General features: G+C 50.7%; 10 protein-coding genes, 1 tRNA gene and 3 rRNA genes. 2 read left to right on the top strand and 12 right to left on the bottom strand.

What is annotated here, in order from left to right:
• Nucleotides 1-131 precede the first annotated feature (131 nt).
• From E7746_RS02700 to E7746_RS02690, 3 genes are all read right to left on the bottom strand, one after another.
• Nucleotides 132-620 carry a flavodoxin gene (locus tag E7746_RS02700; protein WP_238337310.1) on the bottom strand — a complete coding sequence of 163 codons (489 nt, stop codon included), beginning with the start codon at nt 618-620 and terminating at the stop codon, nt 132-134.
• Between the two features lie 77 nt (nt 621-697).
• Nucleotides 698-1,555 (bottom strand): carboxymuconolactone decarboxylase family protein, encoded by an 858-nt coding sequence (locus E7746_RS02695; protein WP_136409749.1) that lies wholly within the window; start codon nt 1,553-1,555, stop codon nt 698-700.
• Nucleotides 1,556-1,606: 51 nt separating this feature from the next.
• Entirely contained in the window at nt 1,607-2,665 is a 1,059-nt protein-coding gene (locus E7746_RS02690; protein ID WP_136409748.1) for an alpha/beta hydrolase, read from the bottom strand.
• A gap of 167 nt (nt 2,666-2,832) precedes the next feature.
• On the opposite strand from E7746_RS02690, the gene E7746_RS02685 reads away from it, so the two are divergent.
• Nucleotides 2,833-3,732, top strand: coding sequence for a helix-turn-helix domain-containing protein (locus E7746_RS02685; protein ID WP_136409747.1), 900 nt, complete (start codon nt 2,833-2,835; stop codon nt 3,730-3,732).
• A 33-nt stretch (nt 3,733-3,765) separates the two neighbouring features.
• Here the strand turns inward: E7746_RS02685 and E7746_RS02680 are convergent, their stop codons facing one another.
• The 4 genes from E7746_RS02680 to E7746_RS02665 all read right to left on the bottom strand — a co-directional run bounded on the left by E7746_RS02680 (nt 3,766) and on the right by E7746_RS02665 (nt 9,894).
• Nucleotides 3,766-5,676, bottom strand: a complete 1,911-nt coding sequence (locus E7746_RS02680) for a RecQ family ATP-dependent DNA helicase (protein ID WP_238337309.1) — start codon at nt 5,674-5,676, stop codon at nt 3,766-3,768.
• Nucleotides 5,673-7,403 (bottom strand): single-stranded-DNA-specific exonuclease RecJ, encoded by a 1,731-nt coding sequence (gene recJ, locus E7746_RS02675; protein ID WP_136409746.1) that lies wholly within the window; start codon nt 7,401-7,403, stop codon nt 5,673-5,675. The genes E7746_RS02680 and recJ overlap by 4 nt, the downstream gene beginning before the upstream one ends.
• Nucleotides 7,404-7,611: 208 nt before the next feature.
• Entirely contained in the window at nt 7,612-8,760 is a 1,149-nt protein-coding gene (locus tag E7746_RS02670; protein WP_136409745.1) for a mechanosensitive ion channel family protein, read from the bottom strand.
• Between the two features lie 24 nt (nt 8,761-8,784).
• The gene (locus E7746_RS02665; protein ID WP_168184279.1) at nt 8,785-9,894 is read right to left on the bottom strand and encodes a clostripain-related cysteine peptidase; all 1,110 of its coding nucleotides are present in this window, start codon (nt 9,892-9,894) and stop codon (nt 8,785-8,787) included.
• A 158-nt stretch (nt 9,895-10,052) separates the two neighbouring features.
• On the opposite strand from E7746_RS02665, the gene E7746_RS02660 reads away from it, so the two are divergent.
• Nucleotides 10,053-10,850 carry a tetratricopeptide repeat protein gene (locus tag E7746_RS02660; RefSeq protein WP_136409743.1) on the top strand — a complete coding sequence of 266 codons (798 nt, stop codon included), beginning with the start codon at nt 10,053-10,055 and terminating at the stop codon, nt 10,848-10,850.
• A gap of 145 nt (nt 10,851-10,995) precedes the next feature.
• On the opposite strand, the gene rrf is transcribed toward E7746_RS02660, so the two are convergent.
• The 5 genes from rrf to galE form a co-directional block, all read right to left on the bottom strand.
• A 5S ribosomal RNA gene (gene rrf / locus E7746_RS02655) occupies nt 10,996-11,104 on the bottom strand.
• 176 nt (nt 11,105-11,280) lie between these two features.
• A 23S ribosomal RNA gene (locus tag E7746_RS02650) occupies nt 11,281-14,175 on the bottom strand.
• A gap of 143 nt (nt 14,176-14,318) precedes the next feature.
• Nucleotides 14,319-14,392 (bottom strand) — tRNA-Ile (locus E7746_RS02645).
• A 134-nt stretch (nt 14,393-14,526) separates the two neighbouring features.
• Nucleotides 14,527-16,064 (bottom strand): 16S ribosomal RNA (locus E7746_RS02640).
• The 16S, 23S and 5S rRNA genes sit together here with 1 tRNA gene alongside, the layout of an rRNA operon.
• Nucleotides 16,065-16,545: 481 nt before the next feature.
• Nucleotides 16,546-17,583 carry a UDP-glucose 4-epimerase GalE gene (gene galE / locus E7746_RS02635; protein WP_136409742.1) on the bottom strand — a complete coding sequence of 346 codons (1,038 nt, stop codon included), beginning with the start codon at nt 17,581-17,583 and terminating at the stop codon, nt 16,546-16,548.
• Nucleotides 17,584-17,637: the final 54 nt, after the last annotated feature.

Genomic DNA, 17,637 nt, shown 5'->3' with positions numbered 1-17,637 from the left:
CCGGATAGCGTAATTTCCTTGTTTACTGGAAACTGTAAATATTGTTGCACTCGGTAAATACTTAAATCAGCCGGCCTCGGTGTTCCCGTAATGGTCGGCTGATTCTTTGCAAAAGGTATGTCGTGCTTCTACTATTTTTTCAATGATGAAATCCATTTTTCGATTTCGTTGACAGATGCTCCGTTAAGGCGTCTGCCTTTAACGAAGTCGAGTGCAGGATATGCCGATTTGAGTTGTCGCACGCTTCCGTCAATAGAGGTTTCGCCTGAAGTGCAGAAAGTTATGATTTTCTTGCCTGAGAGGTCGTTGGATTCAATGAATGTATTGACGACGTGAGGAGCCTGATCCCACCATATCGGATAGCCGAGGTAAACAGTGGCAACATTGTCAAGATTTACCTTGCCGTCCTTAATTGCCGGACGCGCTGATCGGTCATTCATCTCTTTGGAAGAGCGGGAATTATTGTCCTGCCAGTCAAGGTCGGCCGAGGTATAGGGTTGTTCCGGCTCTATACGATATAGGTCGGCGCCGGTGGCCTGCGATATCTTTTTTGCAATAGCCTCGGTAGTACCCGTTTCAGAGTAATAAACTATCAAGGCTTTAGTATTTTCCTTATCCATATCAGATATATTGTTGTTTTGGGCGCATGAGCTGAGAAATATTGATCCAATCATCAGTAACGCGCAAATAAGTCGGTTCATCGTGATTCAAGTTTGTTGTATTCTTCGTCGTTGACCGGTTCAAGCCATACGTTTTCAGTCTTTTCGCCGGGTATTTCAAAAGCAAGATGAGCAAACCATGAGTCTTTTGCTGCTCCGTGCCAGTGCTTCACGTTGGCGGGAATGTGGACTACGGTGCCGGGGAGTATCTCCACTGCGGGTTTGCCTTCCTCCTGATACCAGCCGCGACCGGCAACACCAACAAGCATCTGGCCTCCGCCCTTCTCTGCTTTGTGTATATGCCAGTTGTTGCGGCACCCCGGCTCAAAAGTGACATTGAAAAACGGAATCTGTTCAGTGGATATGGGAGCAAGATAGCTGTTGCCTGTGAAATATTTGGCGTATGCGGTGTTAGGTTCGCCAATAGGAAATATCATTGTGCGGGCAAAGGCGGTTTTGGCATCTTCGCCCTTAATGTCATCGTTCCATACCTCCTTGGCGAGGTTGAACGCCGCCCACGCCTTAGGCCAACCGGCGTAAAAGGCTATGTGAGTGATGATTTCAGCAATCTCGGTGCGGGTTATGCCGTTCTGTTTCGCTGTCGTCAGGTGATATTTGAGTGAATTGTCGGTTATGCCCATCGATATGAGCGAGGTTATTGTCACGAGGCTGCGGTCGCGCAGCGAAAGGAGGTCGTTGCGGCTCCACACTTCGCCGAAAAGGATGTCGTCGTTGAGGTGGGCGAACTCCGGGGCGAAGTCACCAAGCTGCTGGTGACCTGCCGTTTGCGTCACCTTCGTGCCGCGAGCTGAGGGTTGAACTATTTTCTGTTGTGCCATAACGGATGTTAATGTCATTAATATAGAAACGATTGTAAAAAATATACGATTATTCATTGTCGGGTTACAAAGTTAATCATCTAAACCGGGTTTTAATCGCACTATCAATTATTTCAGATTACTCTTGAAAAACTGCTCTATATCGTCGTAAGGTATGACATCGAGGTTGTCATAGAGGTCGGTGTGATTAGCACCGGGGATAATCATAAGATGCTTGTTGTCGCCTTTAAGTCTTACGAATGCCTCCTCGCTGAAGTAACGGGAATGAGCTTTCTCGCCGTGAATAAGCAGCACCGGTGTGATGATATCTCCGATGAATGTATCGAGGGGCGTGTTGATAAATGACAGCGGCGTTGTCTTAGTCCATCCTGTGGAACAAGCCGGAGCACGGTCGATATATCCTCTTTCGGGTGACATGTAAAAGTCCCAGTAATCAAGCATAAACTGCGGTACATCGACAGGACACTCTTTTGGGAAACCGCCTACATATTCCGGCTTTCCGGCGATGGCATCGGCTGTACGCTGCGCGTTAATAGCAACCTTGGTCTTGTGCAGATCGGCGGCAGACATGGGGGCAAACTGATAACCATTGTGCATCTGCTCACTCATATTATACATTGTCGATGTCACGGTGGCCTTGATGCGGGTGTCGATAGCGGCCGCATTTAGAGCCATGCCTCCCCATCCGCAAATACCGATTACACCAATCCTATCGGCATCAACCTCCGGCAATGTCGCGAGATAATCTATAGCGGCCGAAAAATCCTCGGTGTTTATGTCGGGCGAAGCCGTGTTGCGGGGCTCGCCGCCGCTCTCTCCCGTAAACGAAGGGTCGAAGGCCATAGTCACAAAACCGCGCTCAGCCATAGCCTGCGCATATCGTCCCGACACCTGTTCCTTGACCGCGCCAAAAGGACCGGCAACAGCCAACGCCGACAGCTTGCCACTCATGTCCTCAGGTTCATAAAGGTCGGCAGCCAGTTCTATGCCGAAACGGTTGGTGAATGTGACTTTACGATGATTGACCTTGTCTATCTTCGGGAACTTCTTGTCCCATACTTGCGTAAGTTTCAGATTATCCATATCGTTATTTTCGATTTCTTTTGCTGTCACAGTGCCACACAGCGACAATAATATGACAGCAATAATTGTGAGTCTTATTTTCATGATGCAAAATTAGCCCCGTTGAAACTGTAATGAAAACCATAATTATGGGTTTTATGACCATTTTTCCGGTTCTGCGACAATTCCGAAAAATTGGTTACTTTACCCCGAAAGCAGATTTTTATAAGACGGTGTTTATTAGTAATTTTGCACTTGTAAATTAAAGCATTATGACAAACGAGATAAAGATTGACTCAATAAAGCGCCTCAATGAATACTATGAGTTTGAGCATCTGAATCCCATGATCACCGTAGGGCACTATAAAGGAGTCCTGGAACCGGGTGTCACGACTTACGAATTTGGGGTGTATGCAATATATATCAAGGAAACTAAAGGCTGCAAGCTAAATTACGGCCTCACGAAGTATGATTTCGACGAAATGTCGGTGACCTCATTCGCCCCCGGCCAGAAGGTCACATCAATCATGGAAGAGGGCATGATACAGCCCCGCTGGAGCGTACTGGCTTTCCATCCCGACTTTTTAGCCCGCACACCGTTGGGTCGGAAAATGTCGTCTTACGGATTTTTCTCATACAGTAGCAACGAGGCTTTGCATCTCTCCAAGGAAGAGGTGGAGCTATTGGGAACCGTTCTCTCGCTGATTGAAAGAGAGATGAAACACAGCATCGATCGTCACACCCGCTCCATCATCATATCGCATATAGAGGTTTTCCTTGACTATTGTCTGCGCTTCTACGAGCGGCAGTTCTATACGCGCGAGATCATAAACAATTCAGTCATAGAAAAATTCAGCGCTATGCTTGACAGCTATATTGCCGATGACATACAAGAGCATGGATTGCCCACGGTTGCTTATTTCGCCGACAAACTCAATCTGTCGCCGGGCTATTTCGGCGAACTGGTTAAGACAAGTACAGGGAACACCGCCAAGGACATGATTGCGGAGCGTCTTGCGGGTGCGGCGAGAGAGCTGCTCAATGACCTCACGCTCTCCGTCACGCAAATCGGCGACAGGCTCGGATTCGAGTATCCACAACACTTTGTACGTTTTTTCAAACGGCGCACAGGCCGGACTCCGAAAGAATACAGGGAAATATCCGCTAATTGATTTAAGAGGCGTATAGGGCAATCGCACTTACGCCTATTTGCGGGTCAATGAAATCATATCACTGTCATCAATCGACAGAATGTGCGATGACAACAACGCTCTAACGGCTTCGATTACATCATCTTCAGCATATCGCGACTCGGCTACGATATAGTCGAGAGAACGAGGAGCGTTACCTACCATATAGATGATGGAATCCTTAATCGACTGCTTGTCACCCTTTGTCAAACGGTTACGATTACGGGAACGGCACACATCACACTTTCCGCAGGGTGCCTCGGGTTTCTCGCCGAAGTAACGCAACATAACGTTGACTCGACAGTCATCGTCACCAAACGAGAACCGCTTCATCGCTTCAATGCGCTCCTTAAGGCGCTTGTACTGATCCTCATAGACACTTCGGGGCATATCGATATATTTTGGCAACTCGCGTGATGTAGTATAATATAAATAAGGAGTGCTCTTGCGAGGCACATACTGCAATATGTGCATGCGCGAAAGCTGAAGCATCGTTTCATACACTTTCTGTTCGTCGACATCAGCACGACGGGCGATAACCGATTCATTTATGTAGACAAAGTCGGCAAACAAGCCCGTGTAACTCCGCAACAGCATATTAAAGACGCGCTCGCCCGCTTCATCAAGCTTAACGGAGTACAATTCGCTTTTATTGGCCGTTATCATAACGCGCGACTGCATCGTCACCTCCTCGACAAATTCAAAGTACTGGGCCTGGGTGAGCAAGCGCATGGCACTTCGTGTGGTAAGCGGGGGCAAATCGTAGGTTTTCAGGAACAGTGCGAAATTGAACTCGTACACCGAATTATAACCGTCGCCAACCGCTACATTGACGAAATTTCCCGCCAGTTCATACACTCTGCGTATGAAATCCTTCGGAGGAAACATTTCGGAAAGCATCCTTGTAAGCCTGCCTTTGTCGGCACGTGACACAAGCAGAACAGCAAAAGCCTCTTTGCCGTCACGCCCGGCTCGGCCAGCCTCCTGATAGTACTCCTCAAGTGACGATGGTATGTCGTAATGAACCACGGTTCTTACATCGGGCTTGTCGATGCCCATTCCGAAAGCATTTGTGGCGACCATAACGCGCACGCCGTCGGTCTTCCAATTGTTCTGCTTTTCATTCTTTTCGGTTGCGTCAAGTCCGGCATGGTAGTAGTCGGCCGATATGCCGTTACGCACAAGCATATCGGCAATCTCCCTTGTGCGACGGCGTGACCTCACATATACAATAGCACTCCCCGATGTATTGGTAAGCACATTGATCAGCCGTCGCTCCTTGTCAAAGTCATTGCGCACAATATAGGATAGATTGTCACGCGAAAAACTGCGGGCGTAGACATTGCGCTCCTTGAAGCCGAGTTTGTCCATTATGTCATCGACCACTACAGGTGTAGCCGACGCCGTGAGCGCAAGAACCGGTATGTCGGGGAACAGCTCACGTATAAGACTTATCTTCAGATAGGATGGACGGAAATCATAGCCCCATTGCGATATACAGTGGGCCTCGTCGACAACAAGGAAACTTACATCCATCGAACGCAACTGGTCGATGAATGTAGCCGACTGCAGCTTCTCAGGTGACACATACATCAATTTGGCCTTGCCAAGACGGCATCGGTCAAGAGCCAGCCGGTGCTCGGCACGTGACAGTCCCGAGTGTAGACACACGGCTCGGATGCCCGCTGCCCTGAGGTTGTCGACCTGATCCTTCATTAACGATATAAGGGGGGTGACGACAACGGTTATTCCCTCGAATACCATTGCCGGCACCTGAAAAGTGAGCGACTTTCCCCCTCCGGTAGGCAGCAGTCCGAGAGTGTCACGCCCGTCAAGGACCGACATGATTATCTCCTCCTGCCTTGGACGGAAAGAGTCGTAACCCCAATATCGCTTGAGGATGTCATGGATGAGAGCCCGCTTCACTCGGTGACTACCCTTATCTCCTTTACTTGAAGCTGAATCGAGTTAGAGGAATTCTGATGCTTGTTCTCCTCTATCGTATAGCAGATGTCAAACGGCTTGCGTGCATGGATATGTTCAAAGTACTTGCCCATATTGAACGCGATACCGTTCATGACCTTTCCCGATGTGTTGTCGACAAGCTCAAGCTTGATGTGCTCAAGGTGCTTTCCTACAAGCTTGCTTGTTCCGAAATCGAGTACACCGCGAGAGCAGAACACCGGTTTCTGATTGCCGGGACCGAAGGGATTGAACTTACGCAGCAGTCCCAGGAATTCGGGCGTTATCTCGGCAAACGTGAGGTAAGCGTCGATGTCGAGTTGAGGCGTCAACTGCGAAGGCAGTATGTTCTGTGCGACATACTCCTCGAAACGGCGTCGGAATTCCGGGATGTTCTCCTCCTTCATCGACAGTCCCACGGCATAAGTGTGTCCGCCGAAGTTCTCAAGAAGGTCACGTGACGCTTCGATGGCGCTGTACACATCAAATCCCTGAACCGAACGCGAAGAACCGGTGGCAAGACCGTTGGAGAGCGTCAACACAACCGATGGCTTATAGTAAAGCTCGGTAAGTCGCGACGCAACGATGCCTATTATGCCCTTATGCCAGTCCTTATTGTAGATGACTATCGATTTTTTGTCATTCAGCAATTTGTCGTGACTCTCGATTATGGCATTGGCCTCCTCGGTTATGCGCTTGTCAAGTTCCTTACGGTCTTTATTATACTGGTCGATGTTCTTGGCCTTCTGATAGGCCTCGGCGAAGTCACGCGACACAAGCAGTTCCACGGCCTCGCGACCGCTCTGCATACGACCCGAGGCATTGATGCGCGGCCCTATCTTGAAGATTACATCGCTGATGGTGATTTCACGGTTGTTGAGCTGACATATCTTTATTATCGCACGCAATCCCACATTAGGATTTGAGCTGAGGCGCTTCAATCCCCAATAGGCCATTATGCGATTCTCGCCCACCATGGGCACTATGTCGGCGGCAATACTTACTGCGACAAGGTCGAGCATGCCCTCAAGTTCATTGGACTTGATGCCGTTGCTCATCGAAAACGCCTGCATGAACTTGTAGCCCACACCGCAACCCGACAGATGGGGACACGGATAGGTACTCCCCTCAAGCTTGGGATTCAGTATGGCCACAGCAGGAGGCAGTTCCTCGTCGGGCACGTGATGGTCGCATATTATGAAATCGATACCGAGTTCACGCGCATACTTGATCTCTTCTATCGCCTTTATTCCACAATCGAGGATTATGATGAGCTTGACCCCCGAAGCGGCGGCCTCGTCAATAGTCCTGATTGAAATTCCATACCCTTCATCGTAACGAGTGGGTATGTAATACTCAATGTTGGAGTAAAAATTCTGAAGGTATTTATAGACCAATGCCACCGATGTTGTGCCATCGACATCATAGTCGCCAAACACCAGAATCTTCTCCTTTGACCCCATGGCTCTGTTAAGCCTGTTTACAGCTTTATCCATATCGGGCATAAGGAACGGATCGTGCATATTTTTCAACGACGGATGAAAGAAACGCTCAGCCTCTTCCACCGACGATATGCCACGCTGAACCAAAAGCTCGCTAATAGGAGGACAGTTGGCGTAACGCGACGCCAATTCCGTCTCTAATTTTTGTTCTTCTGTAGTAAGGGGTAAGTAATTCCATTTACTTATCATTTATGTTGTTATTTATTTTTGGCGTAGAAGAGGCCGCTGTAAACAACGGCTGCAAGAAGAGAGAGCATAATATAATGAAGCCGGCCGTTCATCGTGAGCATGAGGAGAGGCACGAAAACCGACTTGGGGATATAACGCAAATATAGCCATTTCTTTTTAAAAAATGGCTATATCGACATTGTTTTATATTAATTTATATTTTCAAATTCTAACTATTGATATGGTTGAGATGCACATCCATTTGAGGGAATGGGAAGTGGAGGCCCTTTTCAGGAAGTTCCTTGTAGAAGCGCTCATTCATCTCATAGAAGACTCCCCAATAGAATTCGGAGCGTGTCCAGGCGCGCACCGTTATGTCGATGCTGCTTGAGTTCAATACGCCAAGTGCGACAAACGGCGAGCGGTCGGCCTTGGGCAGCATCTCAAGAGTCTTGGCATGCTCGGCATCGATCCTGTCGGAGATGACGGTCACTTTCTTACGGCTGCTGAAAACCCGCTTAATCCAGCTCTTCTTCTCAACAGGCTCGACAGCTGCCTCCGATTCCGCGTCACCATTGTCGGATGTTTCTTCGATCTCCTTACGGTCGGCACGCATCTTGCGGTCGTCCTCGACATACTTAACCACAATGCGATCATCGCTCCTGAGCATATCGAGAATCGCAGCCTTTGCGACATCCACATCATCGCCGTAAGCTATCGACACCGACCAATCGACACGACGATACTCCTCCTTGGAGTAGTTGTTGATTGAGCTTGTCGACAATCCGCCGTTAGGTATGATTATCTGCTTATTGTCGGGCGTGTTGATTATGGTGCTGAATATCTGAATCTCCTTGACGATTCCCGAATAGCCCTGCGCCTCGATGTAATCACCGATTTTATAGGGCTTGAGGAGCAATATCAGCACTCCTCCGGCAAAATTCTGCAATGTTCCGCTTAACGCCAAACCCACGGCAACACCGGCCGATGCAAACAGCGCGAGGAACGAGCTCGTTTCGATGCCGAGGATGCCGACCACCGTCACCACAAGAATGAAATAGAGCACTATGCGTATGAGGCTCAGGACAAACGTGGCGAGCGAACGGTCAATCCGCCGCCTTATAAACACCGACGATGTTATGTTATAAATCTTGGTGATTATAAACTTTCCTACATAGAATACGAGTATGGCGATAGCCAGGTGTATGGCAAAATCGACCAATCCGCTCACAAGCCGATTGATTAAATCATCAAGCGACATGCTTTCAAGCGTCTTCATGCCTTTGTCAAATCCGGAAATCGAATCGGTAGGAGCAGGCGTGACTCCCCCGCCGGCAACCATTCCGCCGGCCATCATATCTTCAACATTTACGATCATACAGTCACTTTGCGTTCAACAATGTTACATCAGCGAGTGTGCCGAGAAAGCCGGGATGACAACATCGTCACTCCATTCCAAATCAAAATAGCCATAATTGTCGGCCTTTGAGATTCCCTCTTCATCCGCTTTGACTATATAACTCGACACTCCGCTGCAATGTTCAAGCTTCAGTGAATTCCACATGTAATCGGTGGCCTCTTTATATATTACAAAATCATCCATGGCCGACTGAAATTCGCTTTGAAGCGATGCATTATCAGTGAGTGAAAGCGCGTAATAACCCAAATCGTAGTATTTGTCACGGAATTTATTGCCCACACCGTAGCCCTGCGGGGTATAATCATCAGGCAATGTAAGATTTTCAAGCATTATGTTGCGCGTAGCATTGGCCACACGGTCAATCTTGGACATGTCATACACTGAAATCGTACAGCTGCGGTATTTGCCGCTCTGGACATCATAATAATCGAATGTGTTACGTGCCGCACCCTTAAGATCAGGCACAAGCTCAAAGAAGCATCCCACATTAAGATTATAGGGCATTCCGTCGCTCGGAATCTCGGTAGGTGACGCTACTACATAGTCGGTGATTCCACGCAGCTCATAGAGGGTTTCGATATTTCCCATGTAACAGCAGTCAAAGTACATGAAGCTGAAATGCTCGCCTCGCAAAGCATCGGCAAGTTCGGGAATCGACATCTCGGCACCTCCGGTACTGTTTTCAACGCCCCATGAACGATTCTGCGGAGCCGACACCGAAGGCTTAAGCCATCCGCTCGAATGGCTCCACATGACAAGAGCGTAATCATTGGCCGGAGCAAGTTGGTGCATATCGGCCATGACACGACGCATAGTCGACACCGTTACCGACGATGTCACATCATCGTAGGTTTTAAGCGTGACAATGCCGTCGGGAGTTATCTCGCGCAATTCAGGCGTCAGGCCCGATGCATAGTAAACCAAAAGTCGTCCGTCATTTTTCAATCCGCCGTTACGTGCGGCAGTCAGCATCTCCTTTAAATCACTCTCTCCAAAAGAATACAGACTGTTATCCGAAACCATATAGACAAGCAGAGTGCGACTGCTCTCTTTCTTCACTTCGGGACCGTCATCATCACTACAAGAAACCAAACAAAAGGAAATGATTAATGATAATAGCAATTTCAATTTCATAATATACAAAGTTACTAATTCTTTTTATTAGCAATTCTAAAAAATGACTAAATATGTAAACAATAGCCATCTATAAACAAAAATAGCCGTATATTTGCAGGTCAAACCTCAATAATATGCGCAAATCAATCATAGCCACATTGCTGTCGGCCACAATGGTATCGGTGCCTGTAACAGCTCTATCCGACACTTATTTCGACCTTATGGGAGATGCCGACAAAGCCATATCCGAAGGTAAATGGCTGGAAGCCGAAAAGAGCCTGAAGGACGCTATGGCACTCGATCCCGAGAATCCGTCAAACATCCTGCTAATGTCCAATCTCGGACTCGTTCAATTCTATCTCGGGCAGGACAGCGCAGCCATAGCAACATTAAGTGACGCTCACAAGCGAGCACCCGTATCGGTGACGGTGCTGAAAAACAGAGCGGAAGTGTATCTCGCACTCGGCCGTGACTCATTGGCCTATAACGACTATTCAAAAATAATAGCACTTGACACCACGCTGATAGAACCGCGTTACATGCATGCGGTGATGTCACTGCGATATGGCGACTATGCAACTGCACAGAATGATTGTGACGCACTGAACCGCATGTCACCGGGCAGCGATGAGGCCAACACCGCTTATGGAGCATTGTACACTGCAACCGAGCAGTGGGAAAAAGCGATTCCCTACTACAGCGAGCTTATAAAGAAGAAACCTTCAGCCGACCTGTACAGCGCACGCGCGGTGTGTTATCTTATGACTCAAAAGCTAAACGAAGCGTCGGCCGATATAGCCGCAGGACTTGAGCTTGATCCCGACAACGGAGAGCTTTATCTTTATCGCGGTTACCTTAACAAGCTGCGTTACCGTAAGGACGATGCCCGAAATGATGTAAGAAAGGCTTTCGAGCTTAGCGAAAAAGAATAACTCTAACCCCCAAAACGGGGCACATCTATAAACGACAAAGCAACCACCTCGGTTGCTTTTCTTATTTATGGCAATCTGTTTGCTGTAATGGCATGGGGATAAAAAGAATCAGGCCGACTGCGATGTGCAGTCGGCCTGATTGTGAAGGGGGCGGTTACCTACTCTCCCACTTTCGCAGTACCATCGGCGTGGCGGGGTTTAACTTCTCTGTTCGGAATGGGAAGAGGTGGACCCCCCGCGCTGTCACCACCTTAGTTTTTCTCTTTTTCCTGTCGTCGCCATCTCTTAGGCGACCGGTGTGGTGGAGGAAGCGGACTTCCTGAAAGCTGATACGGGTCTTCGACTCAATCGAAGCCTCGGACTGTGCACTGCGACCGTCCCGCGGCGGCGTGGCCTGCGGAACCTTTGCATTGAGCACGGGGACTTGCGTCCCGGAAAGGGTTCGGGCGATTAGTATTGCTCGGCTCTGGACGTTGCCGCCCCTGCACCTGCAACCTATCTACGTCATCGTCTTTGACGGCCCTGTGTGGAAATCTTATCTTGGGGAGGGCTTCGTGCTTAGATGCTTTCAGCACTTATCCTGACCAGACGCGGATACCCGGCGGTGCACCTGGCGGTACAACCGGTAAACCGGAGGTCTGTCCAACACGGTCCTCTCGTACTAGTGTCGGAGCCCCGCAAATTTCCTGCGCCCACAGCAGATAGAGACCGAACTGTCTCACGACGTTCTGAACCCAGCTCGCGTGCCACTTTAATAGGCGAACAGCCTAACCCTTGGGACCTTCTCCAGCCCCGGGATGTGACGAGCCGACATCGAGGTGCCAAACCACTCCGTCGATATGAGCTCTTGGGAGGGATCAGCCTGTTATCCCCGGAGTACCTTTTATCCTTTGAGCGATGGCCCTTCCATGCGGAACCACCGGATCACTATGCTCTAGTTTCCTACCTGTGCGACTTGTGAGTCTCCCAGTCAAGCACCCTTGTGCCATTACACTCTGCGGCCGGTTACCAATCGGCCTGAGGGTACCTTTAGAAGCCTCCGTTACTCTTTTGGAGGCGACCACCCCAGTCAAACTACCCACCAAGCAGTGTCCTCGATTGCCGAGTTAGAGACCAAATGTGCGAAGGTCAGTATTTCAACGTCGGCTCCACAGGGACTGGCGTCCCTGCTTCGCTGCCTCCTGACTATCCTACACATCGCACACCCGGTCACAGTGCTAAGCTGCAGTAAAGGTTCACGGGGTCTTTTCGTCCCGCTGCGGGTAATCGGCATCTTCACCGATACTACAATTTCACCGAGCTCATGGTTGAGACAGTGTCCGGATCATTACACCATTCGTGCAGGTCGGAACTTACCCGACAAGGAATTTCGCTACCTTAGGACCGTTATAGTTACGGCCGCCGTTTACCGGGGCTTCAATTCAACGCTTCTCTTGCGATGACGTCTCCTCTTAACCTTCCGGCACCGGGCAGGTGTCAGGCCATATTCTTCGTCTTTAAACTTTGCATGGCCCTGTGTTTTTGTTAAACAGTTGCCTGGACCTATTCTCTGCGCCCCTCCCGGGGGAGGGAACCCCTTATCCCGAAGTTACGGGGTCAATTTGCCTAGTTCCTTAACCATGATTCACTCGAGCGCCTAAGTATGTTCTACCCGACCACCTGTGTCGGTTTGCGGTACGGGCCCGTCACGGATTGCTTAGCGGGTTTTCTCGGGAGCATGGTTACCACCGCTATCCGCTTGCCCGGGGGCTCGCGGTACTATCCCGTTTCACCAGGCGGCGCGTACTTTACTACGCCGCCTATAGCTACGCGGTTCAACGCACTATTCCGTCAGTGCGCGGGTGTGTCACTTCTCCGTCGCCGCATCGCTCCGCGCCGGGGTGCCGGAATGTTGACCGGCTGTCCATCGGGTCCGCCGTTCGGCTGCCCCTTAGGTCCCGACTGTGCCTGAACCGATTAGCGTTGTTCAGGAACCCTTGGTCTTTCGGCGGGGAGGTTTCTCGCCTCCCTTGTCGTTACTTATACCTACATTTGCTTTTCCGATGCCTCCAGCACGCCTTGCGACGCACCTTCAAGGGCCTACGGAATGCTCCCCTACCAATGCCGCTCTAAGCGACATTCCACGGCTTCGGCAGCGGGCTTATGCCCGATTATTATCCACGCGGGATCACTCGACTAGTGAGCTGTTACGCACTCTTTAAATGAATGGCTGCTTCCAAGCCAACATCCTAGCTGTCAAGGCAATCCCACCTCGTTATGGTCTTCAACTTAGCCCGCATTTGGGGGCCTTGGCCGGTGGTCTGAGTTGTTCCTCTCTCGGACGCGGACCTTAGCACCCGCGCCCTCACTCCCGGGATTCGTGCCGCGGCATTCGGAGTTTGTCAGGACTTGATAGGCGGTGAAGCCCTCGCATCCTATCAGTCGCTCTACCTCCGCGGTACATGTCCCGAGGCTGCACCTAAATGCATTTCGGGGAGTACGAGCTATCTCCAAGTTTGATTGGCCTTTCACTCCTACCCTCAGGTCATCCGAAAGCTTTTCAACGCTTACCGGTTCGGTCCTCCAGATGGTGTTACCCATCCTTCAACCTGCCCGAGGGTAGATCACTTGGTTTCGCGTCCACCTCCGCCGACTCAGCGCCCTGTTAAGACTCGCTTTCGCTTCGGCTCCGTGCGTCCTCGCACTTAGCCTCGCCGGCGACGGTGACTCGTAGGTTCATTATGCAAAAGGCACGCCGTCACCACATTACGTGGCTCCGACCGCTTGTAGGCACATGATTTCAGGGTCTGTTTCACTCCTCTGTTCGAGGTTCTTTTCACCTTTCCCTCACGGTACTGGTTCGCTATCGGTCTCTCGGTAGTGTTTAGCCTTGCGAGATGGTCCTCGCGGATTCACGCAGGATTTCTCGTGTCCCGCGCTACTCAGGTGCCGCCCTTGTCGCGTTCACGCTTTCGGGTACGGGGCTGTCACCCTCTCCGGCCCGGCTTTCCAGCCGGTCCCCCTAGCGTTCGCGCGTCCTTGACGGGCGGTCCTACAACCCCCGGTGCCGCCTCGACGGCCCGGGTTTGGGCTCCTCCGCGTTCGCTCGCCACTACTTGCGGAATCATTGTTATTTTCTCTTCCTCCGGGTATTGAGATGTTTCAGTTCCCCGGGTTCGCCCCCGGCCAGAAGCCGGGTGCCGGAATCGCTTCCGGCGGGTTGCCCCATTCGGAAATCCGCGGATCAATGGGTATTTGCCCCTCCCCGCGGCTTATCGCAGCTTATCACGTCCTTCTTCGCCTCCGAGAGCCAAGGCATCCTTCATGTGCCCTTGTCTCCTTTCCTTAGAGTTTATTTTTTTCGCCTACTCAATCTGTCGCATCGTATATGCATACCTAATGCTTTGATTTCGTCATTTGTTTCACTCGTATCTTGATTCTGATTACTCAGAATCGCTTCCAGCATGTCAATGTCCTCTTCCTTTATCGTAGTCCCTGGCAGAGTTGAACTGCCGACCTCTACATTATCAGTGTAGCGCTCTAACCAACTGAGCTAAGGGACTGCACTTCAACCTCCGTCAAGGAGGATAATGCGTTATATAAAACAATAGACGAAGCAGTACCGAAGGGATTGTCCACTCGGTCGTGCGTTAGCCTCCGTTTTCTCCAGGGGAACCGAGCTCGCGCTCCGCTCCAGAAAGGAGGTGTTCCAGCCGCACCTTCCGGTACGGCTACCTTGTTACGACTTAGCCCCAGTCACCGGTTTTACCCTAGGGCGCTCCTTGCGGCAGCGCACTTCAGGCACCCCCGGCTTCCATGGCTTGACGGGCGGTGTGTACAAGGCCCGGGAACGTATTCACCGCGCCGTGGCTGATGCGCGATTACTAGCGAATCCAGCTTCATGGAGTCGGGTTGCAGACTCCAATCCGAACTGAGACAGGCTTTCGGGTTCCGCTCCCTGTCGCCAGGTGGCTTCCCGCTGTACCTGCCATTGTAACACGTGTGTCGCCCCGGACGTAAGGGCCGTGCTGATTTGACGTCATCCCCGCCTTCCTCGCAGCTTGCGCCGGCAGTCTCGACAGAGTCCTCAGCCTAACCTGTTAGCAACTGTCGATGGGGGTTGCGCTCGTTATGGCACTTAAGCCGACACCTCACGGCACGAGCTGACGACAACCATGCAGCACCTCGACACAGGCTCCGTAGAGCCGACCCCTTTCAGGACCGTTCCTGTGTCGTTTGAGCCCGGGTAAGGTTCCTCGCGTATCATCGAATTAAACCACATGTTCCTCCGCTTGTGCGGGCCCCCGTCAATTCCTTTGAGTTTCACCGTTGCCGGCGTACTCCCCAGGTGGAATACTTAACGCTTTCGCTGTGCCACCCAGGGCTCATTCTCCCCGGACAGCTAGTATTCATCGTTTACTGCGTGGACTACCAGGGTATCTAATCCTGTTCGATACCCACGCTTTCGTGCTTCAGCGTCAGTTGGGCGCCGGTATGCTGCCTTCGCAATCGGAGTTCTGCGTGATATCTATGCATTTCACCGCTACACCACGCATTCCGCATACTTCTCGCCCACTCAAGACCGTCAGTTTCAACGGCGGGCGGAGGTTGAGCCCCCGTATTTTACCGCTGACTTGACAGTCCGCCTACGCACCCTTTAAACCCAATAAATCCGGATAACGCTCGCATCCTCCGTATTACCGCGGCTGCTGGCACGGAGTTAGCCGATGCTTTTTCTTCGGGTACTCTCGACCCCGCCACGCGTGGCGGAATTTGCTCCCCGACAAAAGAGGTTTACAACCCGTAGGGCCGTCATCCCTCACGCGACTTGGCTGGTTCAGGCTCGCGCCCATTGACCAATATTCCTCACTGCTGCCTCCCGTAGGAGTCTGGTCCGTGTCTCAGTACCAGTGTGGGGGACCTTCCTCTCAGAACCCCTAGACATCGTCGCCTTGGTGGGCCGTTGCCCCGCCAACTAGCTAATGTCACGCATGCCCATCCGTTGCCGGAATCGCTTCCTTTGGCCGCAGGGCCATGCAGCCCCGCGGCATTACGCGGTATTAGACGGGATTTCTCCCGATTATCCCCCTGCAACGGGCAGGTCGCATACGCGTTACTCACCCGTGCGCCGGTCGCCGGCGGCAAGGATTGCTCCTCGCCCCGATGCCCCTCGACTTGCATGTGTTAGGCCTGTCGCTAGCGTTCATCCTGAGCCAGGATCAAACTCTTCGTTGTTTGTATCTTTTTTTTTATTTTTTCTGTGTCTTGACGGAAACGCTTTCCATCTCGACCCCCTGGCCGGAGTGTTGTGCTATCGCAGAATTGACAGAGTGGCAATCATGTTTAACATGACCCTTCTCTTGTACTACTTCTTGTCTATTGTAATAATTTCAATGTCCTCGCTCTCTCGGGCTTTCCGGGAAAAGCGTTGCAAAGTTACAACGTTTTTTTCATTCCCGCAAACTTTTTATTCAAAATTTTGTTGCCGCCCTTCCGGAGCGTCCCGGCCTCCGCCGGATGACCGCTTTCTCAAAAGCGAGTGCAAAGTTACGCCCTTTGTCCGTAACCACCAAATTTTTTCACCACTTTTTTAGCCGAAATCCCAAACAAATTCACAACCACCTGTGAATCAACACCCGCAAAACACAAAAAAAATCAAGGTCGCCATCCAATGACAACGACCTTGAAAAAAAACGGTATATAAAATAAAGTACTATTACATGACTCCGCGCTCACGAAGACGAAGCTGCCAAGCCCATGCCGAACGCATTGTGTCCTCAATCGGAGTTTCAGCTTTCCAGCCAAGAACCTCATTTGCATAGGCGGGATTAGCCCACACCTGCTCAATGTCACCGGCACGACGGGGAGCGATCTTATAAGGAACCTTTACGCCCGTAGCACGTTCAAAAGCATTGATGAGCTCCATAACCGACAGGCCGTTGCCGGTTCCGAGGTTGAATATCTCAATCTTTTCGGGGCTCTTGTCCTCAAGCATACGCTCTACAGCGATGACATGAGCACGCGCAAGGTCTACAACATCGATGAAGTCACGGATGCAATAACCGTCGCGGGTATTGTAGTCATTGCCGAATACGCTAAGCTCCTTGCGCACGCCAATGGCGGTCTGAGTCAAATAAGGGATGAGATTCTGGGGAACTCCGTTAGGCAATTCGCCGATTTCGGCGCTCGGATGAGCTCCAACCGGATTGAAGTAACGAAGTATGATGCTCTTGAAAGGCGCTCCGGCGTTGATTACATCAGTTATAATCTCCTCCGAAATCTGCTTTGTGTTGCCGTAAGGCGAAGTGGCCTTCTTGATGGGAGCGGCTTCGGTCACGGGATTAACATCAGGCTCGCCGTACACTGTACATGACGAAGAGAATACAATGCCCTTTACGCCACGCTCACCCATAAGGTCGAGCAGATTCATGAGCGTGTTAAGATTGTTGCGATAGTAGAGAATAGGCTTCTGCATGGATTCGCCCACGGCCTTGCTTGCAGCAAAATTGATTATTCCCTTGATTCCGGGATACTTGTCAAACAGAGCTGTGAGAGCGGCCATGTCGGTGCAATCAGCCTCAACAAACTCAGGGCGGATGCCGGTAATACGCTCAATCCCGTCAAGGACCTCCTTGTTGGAGTTTGACAGATTATCCACTATAACTACAGGATAGCCCGCTTTCTGGAGCTCAACTACGGTGTGCGAACCGATGTATCCGGTTCCACCCGTAACCAAAATCATATCCTTCTTCATGACTGTGATAGGTATATTATAAAATTGTATAAGTTAATGTCTACATGGTTTATT

It is taken from the genome of Muribaculum gordoncarteri, assembly GCF_004803695.1.
Taxonomy (GTDB): domain Bacteria; phylum Bacteroidota; class Bacteroidia; order Bacteroidales; family Muribaculaceae; genus Muribaculum; species Muribaculum gordoncarteri.
This window is presented reverse-complemented; position numbering and strand designations above follow the sequence as displayed.

Bases quoted from the DNA above. Each gene is read 5' to 3' on its own strand.
- E7746_RS02695 (WP_136409749.1), bottom strand. From the start codon at position 1,555: ATGAATAATCGTATATTTTTTACAATCGTTTCTATATTAATGACATTA.
- E7746_RS02660 (WP_136409743.1), top strand. From the start codon at position 10,053: ATGCGCAAATCAATCATAGCCACATTGCTGTCGGCCACAATGGTATCG.
- E7746_RS02700 (WP_238337310.1), bottom strand. From the start codon at position 620: ATGGATAAGGAAAATACTAAAGCCTTGATAGTTTATTACTCTGAAACG.
- recJ (WP_136409746.1), bottom strand. From the start codon at position 7,403: ATGATAAGTAAATGGAATTACTTACCCCTTACTACAGAAGAACAAAAA.
- E7746_RS02685 (WP_136409747.1), top strand. From the start codon at position 2,833: ATGACAAACGAGATAAAGATTGACTCAATAAAGCGCCTCAATGAATAC.
- galE (WP_136409742.1), bottom strand. From the start codon at position 17,583: ATGAAGAAGGATATGATTTTGGTTACGGGTGGAACCGGATACATCGGT.
- E7746_RS02690 (WP_136409748.1), bottom strand. From the start codon at position 2,665: ATGAAAATAAGACTCACAATTATTGCTGTCATATTATTGTCGCTGTGT.
- E7746_RS02670 (WP_136409745.1), bottom strand. From the start codon at position 8,760: ATGATCGTAAATGTTGAAGATATGATGGCCGGCGGAATGGTTGCCGGC.